Annotated in this window: 18 protein-coding genes; 11 read left to right on the top strand and 7 right to left on the bottom strand. The window is 71.9% G+C overall.

Going from position 1 to position 21,071, the window contains the following annotated elements; all coding sequences use genetic code 11:
• The first annotated feature begins 104 nt into the window (after window positions 1–104).
• A complete protein-coding gene (locus L6E10_RS13460; protein ID WP_236219845.1) occupies window positions 105–710 on the top strand; it encodes an LPXTG cell wall anchor domain-containing protein in 606 nt (201 codons plus the stop codon).
• A gap of 58 nt (window positions 711–768) precedes the next feature.
• Here the strand turns inward: L6E10_RS13460 and L6E10_RS13455 are convergent, their stop codons facing one another.
• Together L6E10_RS13455 and L6E10_RS13450 are read right to left on the bottom strand one after the other, a co-directional pair.
• Window positions 769–1,518, bottom strand: coding sequence for a PIG-L family deacetylase (locus tag L6E10_RS13455; protein WP_236219844.1), 750 nt, complete (start codon window positions 1,516–1,518; stop codon window positions 769–771).
• Window positions 1,519–1,630: 112 nt separating this feature from the next.
• On the bottom strand, window positions 1,631–3,373 hold the full coding sequence (locus L6E10_RS13450; protein ID WP_236219843.1) for a S8 family serine peptidase: 1,743 nt from the start codon (window positions 3,371–3,373) through the stop codon (window positions 1,631–1,633).
• Between the two features lie 234 nt (window positions 3,374–3,607).
• Here L6E10_RS13450 and L6E10_RS13445 point away from each other — a divergent pair, with 234 nt between their 5' ends.
• Together L6E10_RS13445 and L6E10_RS13440 are read left to right on the top strand one after the other, a co-directional pair.
• Window positions 3,608–4,534: a LuxR C-terminal-related transcriptional regulator gene (locus tag L6E10_RS13445; RefSeq protein WP_236219842.1), complete on the top strand. Its 927-nt coding sequence runs from the start codon at window positions 3,608–3,610 to the stop codon at window positions 4,532–4,534.
• Between the two features lie 83 nt (window positions 4,535–4,617).
• A complete protein-coding gene (locus tag L6E10_RS13440; protein WP_236219841.1) occupies window positions 4,618–5,193 on the top strand; it encodes a hypothetical protein in 576 nt (191 codons plus the stop codon).
• Window positions 5,194–5,249: 56 nt separating this feature from the next.
• Here the strand turns inward: L6E10_RS13440 and L6E10_RS13435 are convergent, their stop codons facing one another.
• Window positions 5,250–7,124 carry a S41 family peptidase gene (locus tag L6E10_RS13435; protein ID WP_236219840.1) on the bottom strand — a complete coding sequence of 625 codons (1,875 nt, stop codon included), beginning with the start codon at window positions 7,122–7,124 and terminating at the stop codon, window positions 5,250–5,252.
• A 121-nt stretch (window positions 7,125–7,245) separates the two neighbouring features.
• Between L6E10_RS13435 and L6E10_RS13430 the strand changes: the two genes are divergently transcribed.
• Together L6E10_RS13430 and L6E10_RS13425 are read left to right on the top strand one after the other, a co-directional pair.
• A complete protein-coding gene (locus L6E10_RS13430) occupies window positions 7,246–9,588 on the top strand; it encodes a hypothetical protein (protein ID WP_236219839.1) in 2,343 nt (780 codons plus the stop codon).
• Between the two features lie 66 nt (window positions 9,589–9,654).
• A complete protein-coding gene (locus L6E10_RS13425) occupies window positions 9,655–10,275 on the top strand; it encodes a superoxide dismutase family protein (RefSeq protein WP_236219838.1) in 621 nt (206 codons plus the stop codon).
• A gap of 73 nt (window positions 10,276–10,348) precedes the next feature.
• On the opposite strand, the gene L6E10_RS13420 is transcribed toward L6E10_RS13425, so the two are convergent.
• Entirely contained in the window at window positions 10,349–11,434 is a 1,086-nt protein-coding gene (locus L6E10_RS13420) for a helix-turn-helix domain-containing protein (RefSeq protein ID WP_236219837.1), read from the bottom strand.
• Window positions 11,435–11,576: 142 nt separating this feature from the next.
• On the opposite strand from L6E10_RS13420, the gene L6E10_RS13415 reads away from it, so the two are divergent.
• The 3 genes from L6E10_RS13415 to L6E10_RS40305 all read left to right on the top strand — a co-directional run bounded on the left by L6E10_RS13415 (window position 11,577) and on the right by L6E10_RS40305 (window position 17,318).
• Window positions 11,577–14,186, top strand: a complete 2,610-nt coding sequence (locus tag L6E10_RS13415) for a type 2 lanthipeptide synthetase LanM family protein (protein WP_236219836.1) — start codon at window positions 11,577–11,579, stop codon at window positions 14,184–14,186.
• Complete coding sequence (locus L6E10_RS13410) at window positions 14,183–14,371, top strand: hypothetical protein (protein WP_236219835.1); 189 nt, start codon at window positions 14,183–14,185, stop codon at window positions 14,369–14,371. The genes L6E10_RS13415 and L6E10_RS13410 overlap by 4 nt, the downstream gene beginning before the upstream one ends.
• Window positions 14,372–14,441: 70 nt before the next feature.
• Window positions 14,442–17,318, top strand: a complete 2,877-nt coding sequence (locus L6E10_RS40305) for a LuxR family transcriptional regulator (protein ID WP_275676467.1) — start codon at window positions 14,442–14,444, stop codon at window positions 17,316–17,318.
• Here the strand turns inward: L6E10_RS40305 and L6E10_RS13395 are convergent.
• Entirely contained in the window at window positions 17,267–17,665 is a 399-nt protein-coding gene (locus tag L6E10_RS13395; RefSeq protein ID WP_236219834.1) for a hypothetical protein, read from the bottom strand. The two genes, L6E10_RS40305 and L6E10_RS13395, sit on opposite strands and share 52 nt — an antisense overlap.
• A 92-nt stretch (window positions 17,666–17,757) precedes the next feature.
• Here L6E10_RS13395 and L6E10_RS13390 point away from each other — a divergent pair, with 92 nt between their 5' ends.
• The 3 genes from L6E10_RS13390 to L6E10_RS13380 are packed head-to-tail and all read left to right on the top strand — an operon-like array spanning window position 17,758 to window position 20,123.
• Window positions 17,758–18,189: a DUF4383 domain-containing protein gene (locus tag L6E10_RS13390; RefSeq protein ID WP_236219833.1), complete on the top strand. Its 432-nt coding sequence runs from the start codon at window positions 17,758–17,760 to the stop codon at window positions 18,187–18,189.
• A complete protein-coding gene (locus tag L6E10_RS13385) occupies window positions 18,173–19,150 on the top strand; it encodes a YbdK family carboxylate-amine ligase (protein WP_236220115.1) in 978 nt (325 codons plus the stop codon). The genes L6E10_RS13390 and L6E10_RS13385 overlap by 17 nt, the downstream gene beginning before the upstream one ends.
• The gene (locus L6E10_RS13380; protein WP_236219832.1) at window positions 19,125–20,123 is read left to right on the top strand and encodes an iron-containing redox enzyme family protein; all 999 of its coding nucleotides are present in this window, start codon (window positions 19,125–19,127) and stop codon (window positions 20,121–20,123) included. The genes L6E10_RS13385 and L6E10_RS13380 overlap by 26 nt, the downstream gene beginning before the upstream one ends.
• A gap of 69 nt (window positions 20,124–20,192) precedes the next feature.
• Here L6E10_RS13380 and L6E10_RS13375 read toward each other — a convergent pair whose 3' ends face one another.
• Both L6E10_RS13375 and L6E10_RS13370 read right to left on the bottom strand, forming a co-directional pair.
• On the bottom strand, window positions 20,193–20,417 hold the full coding sequence (locus L6E10_RS13375; RefSeq protein ID WP_236219831.1) for a CDGSH iron-sulfur domain-containing protein: 225 nt from the start codon (window positions 20,415–20,417) through the stop codon (window positions 20,193–20,195).
• Entirely contained in the window at window positions 20,359–21,054 is a 696-nt protein-coding gene (locus tag L6E10_RS13370) for a HemK2/MTQ2 family protein methyltransferase (protein ID WP_236220114.1), read from the bottom strand. The genes L6E10_RS13375 and L6E10_RS13370 overlap by 59 nt, the downstream gene beginning before the upstream one ends.
• Window positions 21,055–21,071: the final 17 nt, after the last annotated feature.

Genomic DNA, 21,071 nt, shown 5'->3' with positions numbered 1-21,071 from the left:
ACTGCTCTGGGTTGTTAGCGTGACGCGGTTCACCCGATCGGGTGGTTCAGACCATGAATGTTCGCTCGATCCGCCACGCATCAACGCAGAGCAGGAGAGATTCGTTGGCACGGAGAGTTCTCGGCGCGGTCGCGGTGACCGCCACCGCCGCGCTGGCCACGATCGTGATGGCCACCCCCGCAAGCGCCCACAACCCCATTTGGTCTGCGCGCTGCGACGAGGACGCCAAGGTCACCAAGGTGTCGATCGACCTCACCCAGTACGTGAGCAAGGGCAAGAACACCGTCACGCTCACGGACAACGGCAAGGAACTCCTCAAGACGACCGAGTTCCCGGAGTCGTTCCACTGGAAGAAGAACGACCTCGACGCCAGCGTCAAGCACGAGTTCAAGATCGTCGTGACGGCCTGGGACGGCTTCAACAAGACCGACACCAAGACGGTCGAGCCGTGCGCGAAGAAGACGCCGCCCACCACGACGACCAAGCCCACGACGACGACCACGACGCCGGCCACCACGGCTCCGGAGATGCCCTCGACCTCCGCTGAGGCCCCGCCGTCGACCACCCCGGCCGCTCCCGGCGGCAGCGCTCCGGAACCGCCGCTCGCGGCGACCGGTGCGTCCCCGACGTGGCTGCTGCTCTCGGGTCTGGGCCTCGTCGGTGCCGGTGCCGGCACCCTGCTGTTCCTGCGCCGCCGCCGCAGCGCGTGAAGTAGCCGATCCAGGAGCGGCGGTGGCCACCTTCCGGCCACCGCCGCTTCCCGCTCTTCTAGAGGTCCAACGCCGTGGCCGGGCCGTGGCCCTCGCGGATGAACCACTCCGTGCCGAACGCGTGGGCGAACGTCGGTTCGTCCAGCGCCAGGAAGAACGAGTCCTCGGCGATCTGCGAGGCGTGCGCGCGCATGGCCTTGCGCTTGAACTCCAGGTACTCGGTGACGTCGACGCCCACGTTGATCTCCGACTCCGGGACGGCGCCTTCCCCCAGGGGCGGCGGCTCCGCGATGCCGGAGCGGCGGAAGGCCTCGCGGAACTCCGACTCCCGCACCATCGCCTGGTAGACGTTCGGGGTGCCGGCGAGCTCGGCCGCGCGCATGCCGACGCGGTGGACCTGGATGTGGTCGGGGTGGCCGTAGCCGCCGAAGCTGTCGTACGTCGTGAGGACCTTCGCGTCCTCCTCCTCGAGGATCTTCGCGAGTGTCCGGGCCGCCTCCTCCACGTCCGCGGTCCAGAAGGAGCCGGGTTCGGTGTTGAGGGCGTCCCCCATCATGCCGGAGTCGCGGTAGCCCAGGAACTCCACTCGCGCCACGCCGAGGATGTCCGCTGACGCAAGGGTTTCCTGGACACGGCGTTGCCACAGTTCCTCGTTCTCCCCGAGGAAGTCGGGGATCTCGCCCGCCTCGCCCCTGGTGGCCACCACCAGCACCACGCGGTGCCCCTCTTCGAAGGCCTTGCGCATGACGCCGCCGGTCACGATGCACTCGTCGTCGGGGTGGGCGTGGAACGTCACCAGGGTTGCCATGGTCGCGACGTTACCCGGTGGCGGGGTTCGCCCCGGGTGGCCGCGGACATGTGAAAGGGCGGCGCTCCCCCGTGCAGGCTGGGAGGCGCCGCCCCTCGGCGAACTCGTGGAGCTATCGCAGGGTCAGGTTCCAGGCGTTGATGTACCCGGTGTCACCGGAGTACAGGTCCTGGACCCGCAGCTTCCACGTGCCCGCCGCGACCTCGGACGAGGCGTTGACCGTGTAGGTCGCCACCACGTTGTCGGCGCTGTCGGACGACGAGGAGTTCTTCAGCCGGTAGGCGGTGCCGTCCGGCGCGACCAGGTCGATCACCAGGTCGCCGCGGTAGGTGTGGACGATGTCCACGCCGACCTTGGTGGTGCTGCTGGCGTTGCCCGTCACCGTGGAGGTGATGGACGAGGTGACCGCGGTGCCGCGGTCCGGGATGGCGACGTCCGTGGTGTTCTCCAGGGCGCCGCTGGGCGGAGGCGTGGTGTCCAGGGCGTTCACGGTCTTGGTGGCGTCGGCGAGGCCGGCGCCGCAGCCGCCCGAGCAGGTACCGGGCAGGGCGCGGGAGTTCGTCTTGATGAGGTCCTTGACCTGGGCCGGGGTCAGGGACGGCTTCTTCGCCACGAGCAGCGCCGCGAGGCCCGCGATGTGCGGGGCCGCCATCGAGGTGCCCTGGTACGGCTTGTAGTTCTCGGCGCCGGGGACGGTGGTGCCCGCGTTCAGCGTCGACCAGATGCCGTTCTCCGGCGTGGTGGTGGTGCCGGGGGTGTCGGTGCCGCGGCGGGTCTCGCCGCCGGGGGCCGCGATGTCGATGCGGGTGCCGTAGTTCGAGTAGAACGCCTTGTTGCCCTCGCGCGAGGAGGCCGCGACGGTGATGACGCCGTTGCAGTTCGCCGGGGTGAAGTTCGAGACGTTCATGTTCGAGTTGCCGGCCGCGACGACGACCGTGCTGCCGCGGTTGATGGCCCCGTTGATCGCGTTCTGGTAGGTCGTCGAGCAGGAGGACTGGCCGCCCAGCGACATGTTGATGACCTTGGCGGGCGTGGCGTTGGCGGGGACGCCGCTCACCGCGCCGCCCGACGCCCAGGTGATCGCGTCGGCGATGTCCGAGGTGGCGCCGCCGCACTTCGCGAGGACGCGCAGGGGCTGGATCTTGGCGTCGTAGGCGATGCCGGCGATGCCCTTGGTGTTGTTCGTGGACGCGGCGATCGTGCCGGCCACGTGGGTGCCGTGCCAGGACGAGCTCTGGTCGGCGGCGGGCACCGGGTTGCCGTTCGCGTCGGTGCCGCACTCGCCGCGGGCGACCCAGTCGCCCTCGTCGGCCGGGTTGGCGTCGCGGCCGTTGTTGTCACGGGCGCGCGCCGCGTCCGAGACGAAGTCGTAGCCCGCGACGACCTTGCTCGCGAGGTCGCTGTGCGCGACGTAGCCGGTGTCGATGACCGCGACGGTCACGCCCGCGCCGGTCGTGCTGGACCACGCGCCGGGGACGTTCATGCCGGCGGTCCCCTCGAAGAGGTCCCACTGCCGGGAGTACTCGGTGTCGTTCGGGTCGGCGAACGGCTGCATCAGCAGGTCCGGCTCGACGTAGGCGACATCGGGGTCGTTCTTGAACGCCTGGATGACCGAGTCGGCGTTCGAGGTCTTCGATCCCAGGTCCACGACGACGGCGCCGCTCGCCATGCGGCGGTGCACGGACTTGCCCTTGCTGCGGGCGTCGTCCGAGGCGGCGGAGTCGGACGAGGCCTCGGCGGTGCCCGGCCGGTAGCCGACGATCAACCGCTCGAAAGGCCGGTTGACCTGCGTCGAGTCCGGCTGGGACTGGATCTGGGACGGTGCCGCGCTGACAGGGGCGACAACGCTGAGCACAGCGGCGGAAACTGCCGCGGCGCACACACTCGTGCGTCGCAATCCGTTCACGTGAGGTCCTTCCACGCATGACCTTCCGCGTGCCGTTGAGGGCGTCAGGGTTCTGAACCGGCTGCGGAGGTGGGGAGGACCGTAAGTCGCGTCACCCTGCGAAAACAGGTCCAGCGGAGTCCGAATAACGACACTGGCGTGTTCACGACAGGGGCGTTGCGCTGAATGGCGCACAATATGGCCGTGTTCGGACATCTGGGCGTCTCGCCGGAGCTGTCGGCGGTCTACGAACTCCTGGTCACAGGGGGTAGCCGCACGACGGAGGAGATCGGCGTCACCGCCGGGGTGCTGCGGGAGATGCGCGAGCTCGGCCTGGTCCGGCACCTGCCGGGGGACGTGTGGCAGGCCGTCGCGCCGGACCTCGCGGTGGAGGCGCTGATCGCCGCCCGCGAAGAAGCCCACCGCCGGGCACGCGCGGACGTCGGCCCGCTGATGGAGCTCTACCTGCGCAACCGCGACGAGGAGCTGGCGGACAACGCGTTCGTCGAGGTGATCTCCGGCGTGGCCGCGGTCCGCGACCTGTGGCACACGCTGCTGCGCGGCGCCCGCGAGGAGGTCTGCGTCCTCGACCAGCCGCCGTACGTGACGCCGCTCGGCCAGCACGTCGCCCTGGAGGACGAGACGCGCGAGCGGGACGTGCGGTGGCGGGTCGTCTACGACAGGTCCGCCGTGGACATCCCCGGCCGTGTCGTCGAGATCATCGAACTGGTCGCCGCCGGCGAGCGGGCCCGCGTCACGCCGACGCTGCCGTTCAAGCTCGCGGTGATCGACGCGCACGCCGCCGTGCTCCCCGTCGTGAACGGCGACGTGGTCGACAAAGTGCTGCTGATCCGCCCGTCGGCACTGCTCGACGTGCTGCGCTCGACGTTCGAGCTGTACTGGGACAAGGGAATCCCGTTCAGCCCCGGCGGGATCTACGCGGCGGCGGCCGACGTCGACCCGAACCTGCTCGGGCTGCTCGCGGCCGGGCTGACCGACGAGTCGATCGCGCGGCAGCTGGGGCTGGCGCCGCGCACGGTGCAGCGGCGGGTGCGGCAGCTGATGGACCGGTGCGGGGCGCAGACGCGGTTCCAGGCCGGGGTGCAGGCGATGCGGCGCGGCTGGCTGTAGAAAGCGGATCTCGCGTGCAACCTCCGGTGATCTTGCGGCGTCTTCACCCACAGCAAGCGAACACTCACCAGGGGGATTCAACGATGCGCATGCGCAAGGTGATGGCGGCTGCCCTGACGGGCCTCGCCCTGATCGGTCTCGCGGGCACGGCCTCGGCCTCGCCGTCGGCGGACGTGGTCTGGCCGCCGAAGGACGTCACGCCGGTCCACAAGACCAAGGCGGAGCTCGAGAAGCAGGCTGCCGGGTTCACCGCCCGCCAGCAGAAGACCTTCCCGAGGATCTTCGCCGGTGCCCGGAACGTCTCGCCCGGCAACTGGGGTGGCGAGGCCGAGGGGCTGTTCGACGACATGCAGTACATGACCAACTGGACGACGTTCGACGTCCGCGGTCAGGGCAGCACGGTGTTCATGCAGGTCAACGCTCCGGGCTTCTTCAAGGACTCGCCGAAGCAGCTCTGCGAGCGCGACAAGTGCACCGGTGAGGCCGGCGACCACCGCGGTGGCGTGACGGTCTTCACCAAGGACGAGGTGCACGGCATCACGGTCGCGTGGAACTTCCGCCGCAACGGTGAGGTCGTCTGGGCGCAGAGCTGGACGCCGGGCACCGAGGCGCAGCTGGCCGCGGTGGCGTCGGACCGCGCGTACACGTTCACGCGCTAGGGAGAAGTGGAGAGCGGGCGCTTCCGGTCATGGCGTCACCGGAAGCGCCCGCTCCATCAGCCGGCGACCTTGCGCGCGGCCACCAGCTGCCCGTCCGCGAAGCCCTCGACGCGCACCTCCGCGCCGGTCGCGGTCAACGTCGCGGTGTGCGCGCCGTCGGTCACGTCCAGCGAGGTGGCGGGGCGCCCGTCGACGTAGACGTCGACCCGGTCGAGGTTCACGGTGTCCAGTGAGACGGTCGTTCCGGCGACCGCCACCCCCAGCCTGCGCACGGGCTGTTCCGCCAGCAGCTCCCCCGCGCGGGCGAGCAGGTCCACGTTGCCCTCCAGCAGGTCCGCGCGCGTGACCTTGTGCTGGTGCGTCGGGCGCACGCCGAGGTCCTCCACGGGTGTGCCGGCGAGCTTGCCGACGCGCAGGGTGCGGCGGATCGAGACGCGCATGTTCGCCTTGTTGGGCAACGGCTTGTACGGCGACTCGGCGTCGGCCGGCGCGGGGATCTTCAGCAGTGTCGCCAGGAGTCCGTGCGTCCACACGTTCGCGCCGCCGGCACCGGTGTTGTCGTCCACACCGAGGATCGGGCCCAGGTCGTGGTCGGCCCAGCCCGCGGCGAAGATGTCGGTCGCGGAGTAGCAGCGCGCGTCGGTGATCAGCACGACCGGGCCGTGGTAGGTCTGGCCCACGGCGTTCGCGCCCTCGACCGGCGTGATGGTGTGCGAGCAGGAGAACGCCTGGCCCGTCTCGGTCGACGAGTCGAGCGAGGGGAACCACGGGCCCAGGTTGATCCGGCCCGTCGGGTCGTCCGCGTGGCGCCGGCAGATGCGCAGGTTCAGCGGGGTGCTGAGGAACTGCACGGGTTCCGGTTCGACGCGGCGGGGCGTCATCGTCTGCAGCAGGAACTCCGCGGCGAAGATGTGGCCGCCGCCGTTGTCGCGCACGTCGACGATGAGTCCGTTCTGCGGCAACAAAGCCGCGAGCCGCACGAACTCCGCGAGGAACGCGTCGGGGTCGTCGACGCTGAACGTGAAGATCCGCAGGTGCCCGAACGTGCCGGACGGCGTCGTGACCGGGCGGGCCCGGAACACGCCGGGCATCGTCGTCGCGACGTCCTGCGAGCCCATCGCGACGGCGCCGCCGGCGGCCTCGGCCTGCACGACTTCGGGCGCGTGCAACAACTTCTTGGCACGTGCCTTCTCGTCGGAGTCCAGGTCCACGCCCTGCGCGGCCGCGGCGGGTGAGAGCGCGTCGACGTCCGTCATCGGCGGCAGGTTCTCCGTCACCTGCCAGTCGACGCGCACGTCCTCGGGACCGGTCGCGCCGCGGTAGGTGACGACCACCCAGTCCTCGTCGGGCGGGAGCTGGATCACCAGGGGGCGCAGCGTGAGCGACTCCAGACCGCGGGCGAGGTTCGCGGCGGCGTTGCTGCCCGCGAACACCGCGCCGTTCAGCGCGACCGCGCGGGCGATCGGCGTGCCGTTCCAGTGCGTCACCTCGGTGCCGGCCTCGATGCCGGTGAAGCCCGCGACCGTGCGGGCGACGAGGTACTGCTCGGTGCCGTCGGGTGCGAAGCAGCGCTCCAGCTGGAACGGCAGGAAGGCGATCTTGCCCGCGAACGGCGCCGGCAGGAGGTAGTTGGTGTGCAGGTCGCGCACCGAGTGGAAGGTGCTCGACAGCTCGCGGTGGAACTGCCACTCGGGCTCGGCCGTGGCGTCGGTCTGCCGTTCGAGCCTGGCTCTGAGGACCCTGAGTCTTTGCACGGGGTTCACCGCGTGCATGGCGACTTTCAGCGGCAGGTGCGCGTAGTTCTGTTCCAGCATGATCAGCGCTTGGTCGACGATGAGCTTGCGCTGCGCCAGGGTGAGCGTGCCCGCGGTGGCCAGGAACTCGGCGAGTCCTGCGGAGTGTGCGACGTTCGGGTGAGCGGTTGCGGTCATGGTGGGGCCTCCTTGCCAAGTAGAGGCTTGCGGAGGCGTCCGGATACACCTTTTTCACCCGTTCGGCCGCTAACCGGAGCAGCTGCCGCGACGACAACCGGAGTAAAGGGGGAGGCGCGCGATGAGCCCACGTGTCCTGGAACTGCGCATCCACGGGGTCAACAACACGCCCCCGAACGCGATGCTGGCGCTCCCCGACCACGCCGTCGAGCAGTTCCGCGGCGACCGGTTCGGCAGTTTCTGGCGGCCGAAGGCGGACAGGCTCGCCGACCTGCCCGCCGACCACGCCGGGCGGGTGTCGCAGGCCGTGCGGCGCGAGGCGTACTCGTGGGGCGGCATGGCGCGCAGCAGCCCCGGCGTGCCCGGCAGCGGGGTGCCGTCGGTGCTCGCGAACGTGCTGGGGCGCATCGGGTGGGCGTTGCTGCTGCCGTTCGGGCTCGCGAACGTCGCCTACTGGTCCCGCAGGCTCCCCGACGACTCGGTGCCGGCGACGAAGCGGATGGTGTGGTGGAACGCCGGGCGCGGTGCGGCCAGCACGCGGCTCTTCGGGCTGGGGCTGACGATCTTGCTGGTGCTCGCGGTGTGCGAGGTCGCGATCGACGTCTACGCGGTCCAGTGCTCGTTGCCCGGCACCACGTGCAGGCGCCTGCCGGAGTTCCTCGACGTGCTCGGCGATCCCGCGCGGCACGTCCGGGTGCTCGCCGCGTCCGCCGTACCGGTGTTGCTGCTGCTCGGGTTGCTGGCGCTGACCTCGTTGTCGCGCAGCAGGTACGAGATGACGGCGATGCGCCGCACGCCGGTGCGGCGGCCGGGCGTGGTGCTCAGCCGGGCGTCGATGTGGGAGGGCAGCCCGCGGATCCGCCGGCTCACCCGGCTGCACATCGCCGCCGGGTGCTGCGTCGTGGTGCTGGTGACGAGCACGCAGGTGTGGCAGAACGCGGTCTTCCTGGTGCTGAGCGTGGTCGCGGGTGGTGTGCTCGCCGTCGTGGTGGGCCGGGTCGTGGTGACGGCGGCCGACTGCCCGGACGTGCCGTCGACCGAGAAGGGCGGCCTGTGGTCGTGGCTGCTGATGATCTCGGCGGTCGTCGTGCTGGTGGCGCACGGGTTCGCGCTGCACGCGGTCGAGCCGGTCTTCGACGGGCCGCTGTGGCTGACGTCGTGGGGACCGCCGGTGGTCGCGGTGGCGCTGCTCGGGTCGGTGCTGGCGGCGTGGTCGTGGCGGCGCGACGACGCCAAGGGCCCGCTGGTCCTGCTCGTGCTGTTCGTGGCGTTCATGGTCGCCACGTACTGGTTCCCGCTCGCGTGGGCCGGTGCGGCGGTGGCCGGCGGGGCGCTGGCGTGGCGGGCGAGGCCGCGGCGTGGTGACGAGTGGCAGGCCTGGCACGGTGCCGGACCCGGAGTGCTGCTGGGCCTGTCGCTGACGGCGTCGGTGGTGCTGTCGGCGGTGCTGGTGCTGACGTTCCGCGGCTGGGTCGGCACAGGACTGCGCGTGCCGTCGTTCTACTCGTGGTTCAGCGCGGCGTTCGCGGCGGCGCTGGTGCCGCTGGTGGTGCTGCTCCTGGTGCAGGCCCTCGTCCTGCTGTCCCGGCTGACGAAGCCGTCCGTGCTCGACGACGAGGCCGAGGTGCTCGTCGTGCGGGTGCGGCACGTCGTCGCGGTGACGCACCGGGCCGAGAACGTGGTCGGCGTGCTGTCGACGCTGGGCGTGCTCGCGGTGCTGCTGACGTGCTACCTGACGTTCGCCTCGCCGGGCTGGGCCGGATCGTCCGGCGTCGCGTGGGTGGTGGGCAGGGGCGACTGGGTGACGGGTCTCGCCGGGGTCGCGGTGATCGGGTCGTTCGTCGGCGCCGGGATGCTCACCAACCGCAGGCCGCTCGGACTGCTGTGGGACCTGATGTGCTTCCTGCCGCGCACGGCGCACCCCTTCGCGCCGCCCTGCTACGCCGAACGCGCGGTGCCGGAGATCGCCGACCGGGCCCGCGAGTTCCTGGACGCCTCGCCGCGGCACCGCGTGGTGCTGTCCGCGCACAGCCTGGGCGCGGTGCTGGCCGTCGCGGCGCTGTACGCGCTGCCGGACGGGTACCTGCGGCGGGTGCAGCTGCTGACGTACGGCGTGCAGCTGCGGCCGTACTTCGGCCGGATCTTCCCCGACCTGCTCGGCCCGGCCGTCCTCGGCACGCCGGAGGTGCGCGCGGGCGCGATGTTCTCGTGCGACCCGTGGCGCCGGGATCCCGGCGCGGCGCAGGACCGCGGGCTGTACTCGTTGCTGGGCACCAACTGGATCAACCTGTGGCGGCGCACCGACTACCTCGGGTTCCCCGTGCACGGCTGGCAGCCCAACGACCTCGACCGCCGCGCCGGCGAGACGGACGGCTCGGCGGACAAGGTGGAGACGCACAGCGACTACCACCTGTGCTCCGCCTATCGAGACGCTTTCGCGGACCTCGTGTCCCGGCCGATCTGAACCGGTCACCCGATCGTGGACGTGGAGGGGATGGGAACCTGGAACGCCGTTGACCCAAGGAGAAACATGCGCGCGACTGTGGCGACCCTCGTGGGTGCCGTGCTGCTCACCGGAGGGCTGGCCGCCTGCTCGGCCCCGTCCGAGGCCCCCTCCACCGCCCCGTCGTCGCCGGGGGCACCGGCGTCGTCCGGGGCTCCTGCCGTGAAGCCGGTGGCGGAGGCCGACGTGGTGGCGCCGGTGGCGTCCGGGGACCAGCCGAAGGGCATCACCTACGACGTGGCGCGGATCCCGGTGGGCGCGCGGCTCTCCACCGGTTCCTCCGTCGCGAATGGACGGACGACGGTCCGGCTGGAGGTGTCCGGCCTGCTGCCGAACACGCAGTACGGCTCGCACGTGCACACCAAGCCGTGCGGCGCCAAGCCCGCCGACTCGGGCCCGCACTACCAGCACGAGAAGGACCCGGTGTCGCCGAGCGTCGACCCGGCGTTCGCCAACGCGCGCAACGAGATCTGGCTGGACTTCACCACCGACGCGCAGGGCGCCGCCACGGGCACGGCGACGGTGGAGTGGGAGTTCCGCAAGGGCGAGGCGAACTCGGTCGTGGTGCACGCCGCGCACACCAGCACCGAGCACGGGAAGGCGGGAACGGCGGGTGACCGGCTCGCGTGCCTGACGGCCGCGTTCTGAGCCCGCGGATGGCGGACGCGTGCCGCGAGCTCGAGGCGGCACCTCACCGGTCGAGGTGCCACCGCCCCGCGGGCTACACCGGCCAGCTCAGAGCCACCCCTCCGCCGAGGTGCGGCCCGGCCACCGGTTCCAGCACCGCGGCCCGCACCAGGTTGAGCACCTCGTGCCGGGGCCCCGCGCGGCGCACCAGTCCGCGCACGCTCAGCTCCCGCACGAGCCCCGCCGGCCCGGGGTCCTCGTCCCCCTCGGCCATCCGCACCAGCAGCGCGCGGCCTTCCTCGTCCAAAGTGGACAACGAGCGGCGCAGCGAGTCGCGCAGGTGGGCCGAGGTCGGGTCGAGCGGGTTGCCGCGCAGCCGTTCCAGCAGGTGCTGCGGCGAGTAGACCATGAACCAGCCCGCGGCGAACTCCAGCGCCGACGGCAGTCCGTCCAGCGCGTGGACCAGGCCGACCAGGGCGGCCTGGTTCGCGGGTTCGGCCCGGAATGCGGGGCGCACCCGGTGCACGTGCCGCAGCAGCAGCCGCACCGCCGCGTCGTCGGCCAGCGGTCCCAGCGGGAAGACGTGTTCCCCGGGCACGCCGGTGGGGGCCAGCGCCGTGACGACGACCCGCAGGCGCGGGTGGGCGTCGAGCAGGCCCCGGTCCGGGCGGCGGTCGGTGACGAGGACGGTGTCCTGGTCGTCGTCGATCGGCGGAGTCGCCGACGACGGCTGCCACACCACGGACCAGCCCTGGCGGAAGTGCAGGTCTCCCGCGACCTCCAGGGCGAGTCTCGTCTTGCCGGCGCCGCTGACGCCGGTGATGGTGACCAGGCGCGACTCGCCCGGCAGGCAGGACGCGTCGGTCAGCAGCGCCGTCAGGGCCGCTGCCTCCGCCTCACGTCCGACGAGGACGCCGGCGGGCCCCGCGGGTGCCGGCGGTGCCACCGCCGCCCGGCCGGCACCGCGTCCTCCCGCCTGCTGCAGCTCCGCCCGGCTGCGGTCGTCGAGGCGCAGGCCGTCCGCGAGCAGCCGCACGGTCTCGGCGCGGGGCGAGCGCGTCCGGCCGCACTCCAGGTCGCGGATCGCCCGCACGCTCACCATCGCGAAGTCGGCCAGCTGCTGCTGGGTGAGGCCGGCACGGATGCGGTGCGTGCGCAGTAGTTCCCCGAACTCCTTCATGCCCTTCCCTCCCTTGGACACCGAGTCTCGGACGAACCGGGCGGGGGGACATGGGTGGCGCTCCCCCATATTCGCGTCCGGGTGCAAATGTGGGGGGTTGGTCCCCATGTGCCGCCGCGCCCGCGCGTGCCAGGTTGCCCTCGTGACCTCAGCGGCCGACACCAGCACCAGCGAGAGCTGGACAGCGGCCTTCGCCCACGCGTTGCGCCCGCTGATAGACGCCTCCCGCACGGAGGTGGCGCCGCCGTTCGACGCGGCGTTCGCCGAGCAGCTCGGACGGCGGCTCGTGGCCATCGCGGCGCGCACGCTCGTGCTGGAGCTGCACACCGTCCGCGACACCCTGACCGCCGCGACGAGCGCCGAGCGGTTCACCGAGTTCACCCGCACGCTCGACCTCTCCCGCCTCTTCAGCCGCTACCCGGTGCTGGCGCGGCTGCTCGCCCAGGCCTGTGAGCAGGCCGTTTCCGCCCACCACGAGCTGTCGGCGCGGTACACGCGCGATCGCGGGGAGATCGTCCGCACCCTCTTCGACGGCCACGACCCCGGTGCGCTCGTGTCGATCGAGACCGGCCGGGGCGACGCCCACCAGCAGGGGCGGACCGTGGCGGTCCTGACCTTCGACCGCGGGCGCAAGCTCGTCTACCGGCCGCGCCCGATCGGCCTGCACGTGCGGTTCACCCAGCAGCTGGACTGGCTTTCCCAGCGAACTGGAATCACGTTCCGGGCACCGCGTCTGCTCGCCCGCGACGGCTACGGCTGGATCGAGCACGTCGAGCACGAACCGTGCGCGGACGTCGCCGGCGTCGCCGAGTTCTACCGCAGGCTCGGCGCCCTGCTGGCGCTGCTCTACGCGGTCGACGGCACGGACATGCACTACGAGAACCTGATCGCGTGCGGCGACCAGCCGGTGCTCGTGGACGTGGAGACGCTGTTCCACCCGACGCTGAGCCCGGCCACCGACCCCGCGGTCCTCGCGCTCGTGCGGTCGGTGCACCGCACCGCCCTGCTCCCCCACGTGCTGCTGGGCGACAACGGGGTCGCGGACGTGTCCGGCGTCGGCGGTGACCACGGCGTGCTGTCGCCGCTCGACGTCGTCGACTGGGCCGACGCCGGCACGGACAGGATGCGGCTCGTCCGGCGGCCCCGCGCCTCCACCGGCGCGAGGAACAGGCCGCTGCTCGGTGGTGTGCCGGCCGAGCCCGCCGACTACCAGGACTCGCTGCTCGCCGGGTTCCGCTCGGGCTACGACGCGGTAGTCGACCACCGCGACGAACTGCTGCGCCTCCTCAGGGCGTGCGCCGACGAAGAGGTGCGGTTCGTGGCGCGCGCGACGCGCCAGTACGCGCGGTTGCTGGACGAGTCGACGCACCCGTCCGTGCTGGCCGACGCCCTGGACCGCGACCTGGCGTTCGCCGTGCTGGTGGCCGACGACCCGCTGCTCGACCGGCTCGTGCCGTTCGAGGTCTCGGACCTGTGGCGCGGTGACGTGCCGCTCTTCACCTGCAGGCCCGGCTCGACCGACCTGTGGACCGCGTCCGGGCTCCGGCTGCCGGGGATGCTGCCGGAGCCCGGGCTGCACGCGGTGACGCGCAAGGTCCTCGCGATGAACGAGGTGGACCGGCACGACCAGCAGTGGGTGATCAGGGCGCTGCTCGCGTCGCGGTCGCGTCCGGTGTCGCACCGCAGCGGCGCCCCGGTGCCCGGCCACGTCGCGCTGGTCGACCCGGACCCGGCGCGGTTGCTGGTGGCGGCGTGCGGGATCGCGGACCAGATCCTCGCCCACGCGGTCACGGGCGAGGACCGCGTCAACTGGCTCGGACTCGAACTGGTCGACGACCGGCACTGGACGGTGCAGCCGCTCGGGGCCGGGTTGTCGAACGGGTACACGGGTGTGGCGCTGTTCCTGGCGGAGCTGGGCGCGCTGACGGGTGCCGCGCGGTACGTCGACTTCGCCCGGGACGCGGTGCGGCCGTTGCCCGCTCTGCTGGAGGTCTTCGCCGCCGAGCCGGAAATGGTGTCGGCCGCGGGCGGCGGGGTGCACGGGCTCGGTGGCATCTGCTACGGCCTCGCCCGCCTCACCCCCCTGCTCGGCCTGGACCCCGCACTGCTGGCGCGTGCGGTGTCGCTGATGCCCCGCGACGACACGTCTCCGACCGTCGTGGACGGTGTGGCGGGCTCGCTGGCCGCGATGCTCGCCGTGGGCACGCCCGAGGCGCTGGAGCTGGCGGACCACTACGCGTCGCTCCTGCGTGGCGCTATTTGCCGGACGAATGGCTTCGCCCGGGGTCATGCGGGAATCGGATGGGCGCTTCGGCGTTACGCTGCGGCGGTCGGCGACGAGAATGCGTATGTGGCCGCACAGACGTTCCTGGAGAGCGACGCCCTCGACCCGACCGACACCGGCTGGTGCACGGGTCTGGCCGGGATCTCGCTCGCCCGCGACGACGAGCGCCTGGCCGGTCTGCTGGCGTCGAGGGAACCGTTGCGGGACATGAGTCTCTGCCACGGCGAGCTCGGCGTGGTCGAGGCACTGGCCGCACACCACCCCAGCGCCGCGACCCGTCGCACGGCGCTGCTGCTGGGAGCACTGGACGAGCACGGCGCCCGGTGCGCCACCCCGGGCGGTGTCCCGTCGCCCGGGCTGCTCACGGGCCTGGCCGGCATCGGTCACGGCCTGCTGCGCCGAGGTTTTCCGGTGCCGTCCGCCCTGCTGTTGCAAGCACCACCCGATGAAGAGGAGTCCACCCGATGAACGAGTCCCTGCACCGCACGGCCGACCAGCCCGAGGCGGCCGAACACGCGATCGGGGAGATGGAGCTCGCGCCGAAGACCTCCGCGGGGGCACGGGCGCGCGCGCTGATGGGACTGACCCTCGCGATGGGTGCGTTCACGGCGCTCACCCCGGCGCTCTCGGACACGACCGTGAGCGTCGTGTAGAGCACTATTCCCCCCGAATACGCCTGGGCAGCCGATAGGGAGACCGTCACGGGACCGTTAGGGTCCAGACATGCAAACCCGCGCGTCCCACGTGGTCGGCCGCGATCGCGAGATCGCGGCCGTCACCGGGGCGCTCTCCCGGACGCGCGAGTCCCGCGGCGGTGCTCTCTTCCTCACCGGTGAGGCGGGCATCGGCAAGTCCAGGCTCGCGAGGTACGCGGCGGGCCTCGCCTACGACGACGGCATGCGCGTGATCAAGGGCCGTGGCACGACGATCGGGCCGATGGTGCCGTTCCGCCCGATCGCGGAGGCACTTCTCGGCCTCTTCCGCGGAGATCCGCCGGACGACTCCGCCCTGGGCCCGTACAAACCCGTGCTGGGCGCGCTGATCCCCGAGTGGCACGACCCGTCGTCCACGACGGAGTCGGTCGTCGTGCTGGCCGAGGCGGTGCTCAGGCTGCTGGCGTCGGTCGCGCGCAAGACGCCGTGCCTGCTCGTCCTCGAGGACCTGCACGAGGCGGACGCCGAGACGCTCGCGGTCATCGAGTACCTGGCGGACAACCTGGAGGACCAGCCGGTGCTCCTGCTCGCCACGATCCGCACCGAACCCGGCAACGCGCTGGAGCTCGTGCGCCGGATGGTGCAGCGCGGGTCCGGTGGTCTCGTGGAGCTGCACCGGTTGTCGCAGGACGAGGTCGAGCAGATGACGGCCGCCTGCCTGGAGGGCGCCGCCGTCCCGGCGGAGCTCGTCGATCGCCTGTGGACGGACAGCGCCGGGAACCCGTTCGTCGTCGAGGAACTGCTGCACGGCATGGTGAGCGGCGGCCTGCTCGTCGCCGGGGCCCAGGGCTGGCAGGTGCTGGGAGAGCTGAAGCTGCCGGTGCCGGCGGCGTTCGTGCGCAGCGTCGCGCACCGCACGGACAGGCTGGGGCCACAGGGCCGCGAGGTGCTGTCCAGCGCGGCGGTGCTCGGGCACAGGTTCCCGCTCTCGGTGGTGCAGAAGGTCACCCGCACGGACGACCGCGAGCTGCTCAGCCACCTGCACGCGGGCGTGGCCGCGCAGCTCGTCACGCCGGACGAGCCCGCGCCGGACTGGTACGCGTTCCGCCACCCGCTCACCGCGGACGCGTTGCTCGCCCAGCTCACCCCCGCCGAACGCGCCGACCTGTCGGAACGCGCGGCCGACGCGGTGGAGGAGCTGCACCCCGGCCTGCCCGGCGACTGGTGCCCGCTCGTCGCGAAGCTGCGGTTCGACGCGGGAGCCCAGACGCAGGCGGGGCTGCTGTTCGCCGAGGCGGGCAGACGCGCGCTGGCCGGTGGCGCGGCGGGTTCCGCCGTCACCTTGCTGGACCGCGCGCAGCAGTTGCTGGAGCACGACGTCGCCGCGCGCGCCGAAGTGCTCGACACGCTCCTCCCCGCCCTGGCCGAGACCGGTGACTTCGAACGGGCCTTCGCGCTGGACGTCGCGGGCCTGCAGTCCCTGGACGCCTCCCGGCGCGCGAAGCTCCACACGCGACTGTCCAGGGTGGCCTACACCGCGGGCTGGTTCACCGAGGGCGTGGAGCAGGTGCGCATCGCGCGGACGTTGCTCGGCCCGGACGCCCCGGACGAGCTGACCGCGCAGCTGGACGTGAACTCGGCCTACCTGACGCTGAACATCCCGAGCCCGGACCGGATCTCGTCCGCGGCGGGGCTCGCCAGGGAGGCGGCGCTGGCGGCGGACCGCGCGCGACTGCCGGCGGTGGCGTGCGAGGCGTGGCAACTGCTCGGCATCATCGCGCGCGAACAGGACCTGGACGAGGCGAACGCGTGCTTCGGCAAGGCGCTGTCACTCGCGGACGCGCACCGGATGCCGATCCAGCACGTCTACGCGCTGGTGCGCATGGCGGGCAACGACTGGTTGCAGCACGGCACCACGGCCTCCCTGGACCGCACGCACGCCGAGGCCTGCCGGGCGGGCGCGATCACGGTGGCGCACAACGTGGACGCGATCCTCGCGTTGCAGCACGTGCTGACCGGCGACTACGCGGTCGCGGCCGAGCAGATCGACCGGTGCCTGCGGACCACGACCCGCCTGCGCTTCCACGCGCTGACCCGCTACCTGCTGATGGCGAAGGCGACGCTGGCCGCGCACCGCGGTGACCGCGCGGCGACCGACGACGCCGTCGGGAGGTTCGAGTCCGTCGCGAAGAACGGCGCGCAGGAGCACTCGCTCTGCTTCGGGCTCGCCCGAGCGTTCTGCGCGCTGCTCGAGGAGAACCACCGGCTGGCGGCGGCGGAGCTCGACCGCGCGCTCGACGTGGAGTCGCAGAACCCCACGACGTTCCACCTCTCCGGCACGCACGGCATGCGCGTGCTCCTCGGCGTGCTGGACGGCCGGTTCTCCTGGCCCGACTTCGAGGCGCAGACCGCGCCCTCGGCTGCCGGGATGCGGTGGAACCGGCAGTTCACCGCGCTGGCGCGCGCCGTCCTCCTCGGCCGCGACGGCAGGCACGCCGAGGCCGCGGAGGCGTTCCGGTGTGCCCAGGAGGCCGCGGCGATCTACCCGATGGCCCGGCACCTGGGCCTGCGGCTGGTGGCGCCGGAGGCGGCCGGGTGGGGCGATCCGGTGACGTGGCTGCGGTCGGCGGAGGAGTACTTCCACCAGGCCGGCAACACCGCCGTGGCGTCGGCGTGCCGCGGCCTGCTCAGGCAGGCCGGAGCGCCCGTGCAGCAACGCCGCACGGGCACGGACCAGGTCCCGCGGCAGCTGCGCGGGCACGGTGTGACGGTGCGCGAGTTCGAGGTGTTCGTGCTGCTGGCCGACCGGATGGGCAACAAGGCCATCGGTACGCGCCTGCACATCTCGCCGCGCACGGTGGAGAAGCACGTCGCCTCGCTCATCGCGAAGACGGGTCAGCCCGACCGGGAGTCCCTGTCCGCGTACGCCGCCGCGCTGAGCCGCTGACGCTCGCGCTTCATCCGCGCCTCGAACTCGTGGCGCTTCCCGCCCGCGAGGTCGGTGCGCGCGGCGCGCTCGACCTCGCGGAACACCTCGTAGTAGGTGTCCTCGTACTGCTCGACGACCTCGAAGGTCCACTTGCCCGGCAGCACGTCGCGACCGAGCACGTCCCGCTGGACCCGGTCGGCGTGCTCGTGGTGGCCCGCCTCGCGCAACAGCGAGACCACCTCGTCGAGCATCAGGTCGGCGTGGCCGGTGAGCTGGTGGAACGAGTAGAGGTGGCCGCGGGCCCGTTCGGTGGTCTCCAGCGCCTCGCTGAGCTTGCCGAGCGCCTGGATCGTCTTGTCGTCCATGCCGGAACGAATACCCAGCGGAAGTTTGCGCCTACCTTCGCCGGGTAGCCGCAGATCGACCACGTTCACGACCAAACCTCGAGGTGAGTCCGATGGTCGATGTAGCTACCCGCACGAAGGTCCAGCAGGCCGCGTTAGCCGTGGCCGCGGTGTTCGCCCTGGTCGGTGTGCTGGGCTTCATCCCCGGCGTCACGACCGGTTACGACCAGATGACCTTCGCGGGTCACGAGTCCGGCGCGATGCTGCTCGGCGTCTTCATGGTGTCGATCCTGCACAACATCGTGCACCTGCTGTTCGGCGTCGCGGGTTTCCTGATGGCGCGCACCGCCGCGGGCGCGCGGGCGTACCTGATCGGCGGCGGTGCGATCTACCTCGTGCTGTGGCTGTACGGGCTGGTGATCGACAAGACGAGCGGCGCCAACTTCGTCCCCCTCAACACCGCTGACGACTGGCTGCACTTCGTGCTCGGCGTCGCCATGATCGGACTGGGAGTGGCGCTTGGCAAGCGTGCCGCAGTGCGCTGACACCGTTGGCGTCGAAGAAGAGTTCCTGCTCGTCGACACGGCGTCCGGACGCACCTCGGTGCGTGCCGGCGCCGTGTTGGCGCGTGTGCAGGACACGGATCTGACGAAGTTCCACGCCGAGCTGGCCGGCACGCAGGTCGAGGCGGCGACGGGTCCGTGCACCTCTGTCACCGATCTGGGTGACGCGTTGCGGCAGGCCCGGGACGCGCTCGCGAAGGCGGCGGACGAGGAAGGCCTCGCGCTGCTCTCCCGCGGCACCCCGCCGGAACCGTCGGAGCAGCAGGTCGTGAGCCGCGAGAACCCCCGCTTCCGCCGGGTCCTCGACACCTACGCGGGCGTCGTCGAGGACTACGAGGCCTGCGGGTGCCACGTCCACGTGGGCGTCCCGGACCGGGAGACGGCCGTGCGGGTGCTGAACCACGTCCGCCCCTGGCTGCCCACGCTGCTCGCGCTGTCGGCGAACTCCCCGGACAACGGCTACGCGAGCTGGCGGATGGTGCAGCAGTCGCGCTTCCCCGGTTCGGGCGTGCCGCCGGTCTTCACCGGTGCGGCGGACTACGACGAGCAGGTCGCCCGGATGGTCGCGTGCGGGACCCTGGTGGACGAGGCCCAGTCGTTCTGGCTGATCAGGCTGTCGCCGAAGCTGCCGACCGTGGAGTTCCGGGTCGCGGACGCGGCGCCGGCCGTCGAGGACGCGGTGCTGCTCGCGGCCCTGTCGCGTGCTCTCGTCCAGGTGGCGTCCCGGGGAGGGGAACCGGCGCCGGTGCGTGACGACGTGTGCGCGGCGGCCGTCTGGACGGCTTCCCGGTACGGCTTGGACGGTGTGGCGGTCGATCCGTGGCGCGAGTGCAGGGTGCCCGCGACCGCGTTGCTCGAGGCGCTGGTCGAGCACGTGACGCCGGCGTTGGAGGCCCGGGGTGAGCTCCGGCTCGTGCATGACCTCCTCGGACGGCGGGTATGACAACCGGGTGAAACTTCCCTCGCCCCGCGGGCAACTGTCCGAGGCCGTGATCGACGCCCTGAACGGCGAACGCGGCAGGCCGATCCCCTTCGCCGCCGCCGACCCGTTCGGCGAGGACCTGACCATCGCGCTGCACGTCCTCTACGAGCTGCACTACGGCGGCTTCGACGGCGTGGACCCGGACTGGGAGTGGGACCCGGACCTGCTCAGGCTGCGAGCGCAGGTCGAGCAGGCGTTCCTCGGCGCGCTGCGGTCGGAGGTGGAGGGCGGCAGCGACCTCGACGCGGCGCTGGAGGCGTTGCTGGTGGAACACGTCCCCGGCACCGGCGTGTCGCACCACCTGCGCGACAACGGCACCTGGGAGGAGATGCGCGAGTACTTCGCGCACAGGTCGGTCTACCACCACAAGGAGGCCGACCCGCACGCGTGGGTGATCCCCCGGTTGCGCGGCAGGGCGAAGGCGGCGCTGGTCGCGGTCGAGTTCGACGAGTTCGGCGGCGGCAAGGCCGACCGGATGCACTCCCGCCTCTACGCGGACCTGCTCGAGGGCGCCGGGATGTCGTCGGAGTACCTGTCCTACCTCGACGACGTGCCGGCTCCGGCCATCGCGATCGTGAACATGATGTCGCTGTTCGGGCTGCACCGCTCGCTGCGGGGCGCCCTGGTCGGGCACTTCGCCGCCGCCGAGATCACCACGGCGCCCAGTGCGCACCGGATGGCGCAGGCCCTGACCCGCCTGGAGGCCGACCCGCGCTGCGTCGAGTTCTTCACCGAGCACATCGAGGCCGACGCCGTGCACGAGCAGATCATGCGCCGCGACGTCATCGGCTCGTTGCTGGAGCAGGAGCCCGAGCTCAAGCCGGACGTGGTGTTCGGCATCCAGGCCACGGAACTGCTGGAGGAACGCCTCGCGAACCACCTGTTGTCGTCGTGGCGCGCGGGCGAGACGTCGCTGCACCGACGCCTGCAGTGACCTGACAAGAGGTCTGGCCCCGAGAACACGTGTTCCCGGGGCCAGACCTTTGTCCGCACTTGCGAGGGATCAGCTGCTGTCGTCCTGGTGCTCCGCGGCATCGGTGCGCACACGCTTGCGGTGGCTGGTGTCGCAGAACGGAAAGCGCTTGCTGCGACGACAGGCGCACACCGCGACCACGAAGCGGTCGCTGGAGTGCGTCACGCCGTCGTCGGTCACCAGTTCGACGGGGCCCTCAACGAGCACCGGCCCGTTCGGCACCACCGTCACCCTGCGGGCGTTCTGGCCGGTCACCTCGGATCACCACCAGTTCCTCGTGCCGCTGACCGGGTTCGATCAGACCGTGTTGTTCCAGGAAGCTCGTCCTGCTGTTCATGACGGGACCGAACGGCACCCAGCGCCGCTGCACGACAGCGGCCTTGAGACCGCAGTCGCGCAACCGCGCGAGCGTCGCCTCCACCCCGCACAGTGCCGAGTGGACCATCAGCAGGACGCCGCCGGGGTTCAGCAGCTCGTACATCCTGGCGCACAACGGGTCGAGCAGCTGGCGCCCGTCGAGCCCCGCGTCCCAGGCCCTGGCCGGCCCCTGCGCCGCGCACGGGTTCGACGCGGGCACGTACGGGGGGTTCGAGAGCACCAGGTCGAAGCTCTCGTCGGCGACCACCTCCAGCGCGTTGCCGAGCCGGACGCGCAGCGGAACCCGGTTCAGCGCGGCGTTGACGCGCGCGGTCCACACCGCACGCCGGGAGACGTCCACTCCGGTCACCTCGGCGGCTCCCGCGCGGATCGCCGCGATGGCGAGCGCGCCGGTGCCCGTTCCGATGTCGAGCACACGGCCACCGGGCGGAACCGCCGCCGCGTGCAGCGCTTCGACGAGAAGCGCGGTGTCGTCCTGGGGCGTGTACACGCCTGGTGCTCTGAGCAGCCTCACCACGCTGGAATCCCCCG

This window comes from Lentzea sp. CC55, assembly GCF_021056325.1.
GTDB classification, from domain to species: domain Bacteria; phylum Actinomycetota; class Actinomycetes; order Mycobacteriales; family Pseudonocardiaceae; genus Lentzea; species Lentzea jiangxiensis.
This window is presented reverse-complemented; position numbering and strand designations above follow the sequence as displayed.

Excerpts from the sequence above, each read along its gene's own strand:
- L6E10_RS13440 (WP_236219841.1), top strand. The coding sequence starts at position 4,618 with ATGCGCATGCGCAAGGTGATGGCGGCTGCCCTGACGGGCCTCGCCCTG.
- L6E10_RS13455 (WP_236219844.1), bottom strand. The coding sequence starts at position 1,518 with ATGGCAACCCTGGTGACGTTCCACGCCCACCCCGACGACGAGTGCATC.
- L6E10_RS13380 (WP_236219832.1), top strand. The coding sequence starts at position 19,125 with ATGACCTCCTCGGACGGCGGGTATGACAACCGGGTGAAACTTCCCTCG.
- L6E10_RS13435 (WP_236219840.1), bottom strand. The coding sequence starts at position 7,124 with ATGACCGCAACCGCTCACCCGAACGTCGCACACTCCGCAGGACTCGCC.
- L6E10_RS13420 (WP_236219837.1), bottom strand. The coding sequence starts at position 11,434 with ATGAAGGAGTTCGGGGAACTACTGCGCACGCACCGCATCCGTGCCGGC.
- L6E10_RS13430 (WP_236219839.1), top strand. The coding sequence starts at position 7,246 with ATGAGCCCACGTGTCCTGGAACTGCGCATCCACGGGGTCAACAACACG.
- L6E10_RS13425 (WP_236219838.1), top strand. The coding sequence starts at position 9,655 with ATGCGCGCGACTGTGGCGACCCTCGTGGGTGCCGTGCTGCTCACCGGA.
- L6E10_RS13395 (WP_236219834.1), bottom strand. The coding sequence starts at position 17,665 with ATGGACGACAAGACGATCCAGGCGCTCGGCAAGCTCAGCGAGGCGCTG.
- L6E10_RS40305 (WP_275676467.1), top strand. The coding sequence starts at position 14,442 with ATGCAAACCCGCGCGTCCCACGTGGTCGGCCGCGATCGCGAGATCGCG.
- L6E10_RS13390 (WP_236219833.1), top strand. The coding sequence starts at position 17,758 with ATGGTCGATGTAGCTACCCGCACGAAGGTCCAGCAGGCCGCGTTAGCC.
- L6E10_RS13410 (WP_236219835.1), top strand. The coding sequence starts at position 14,183 with ATGAACGAGTCCCTGCACCGCACGGCCGACCAGCCCGAGGCGGCCGAA.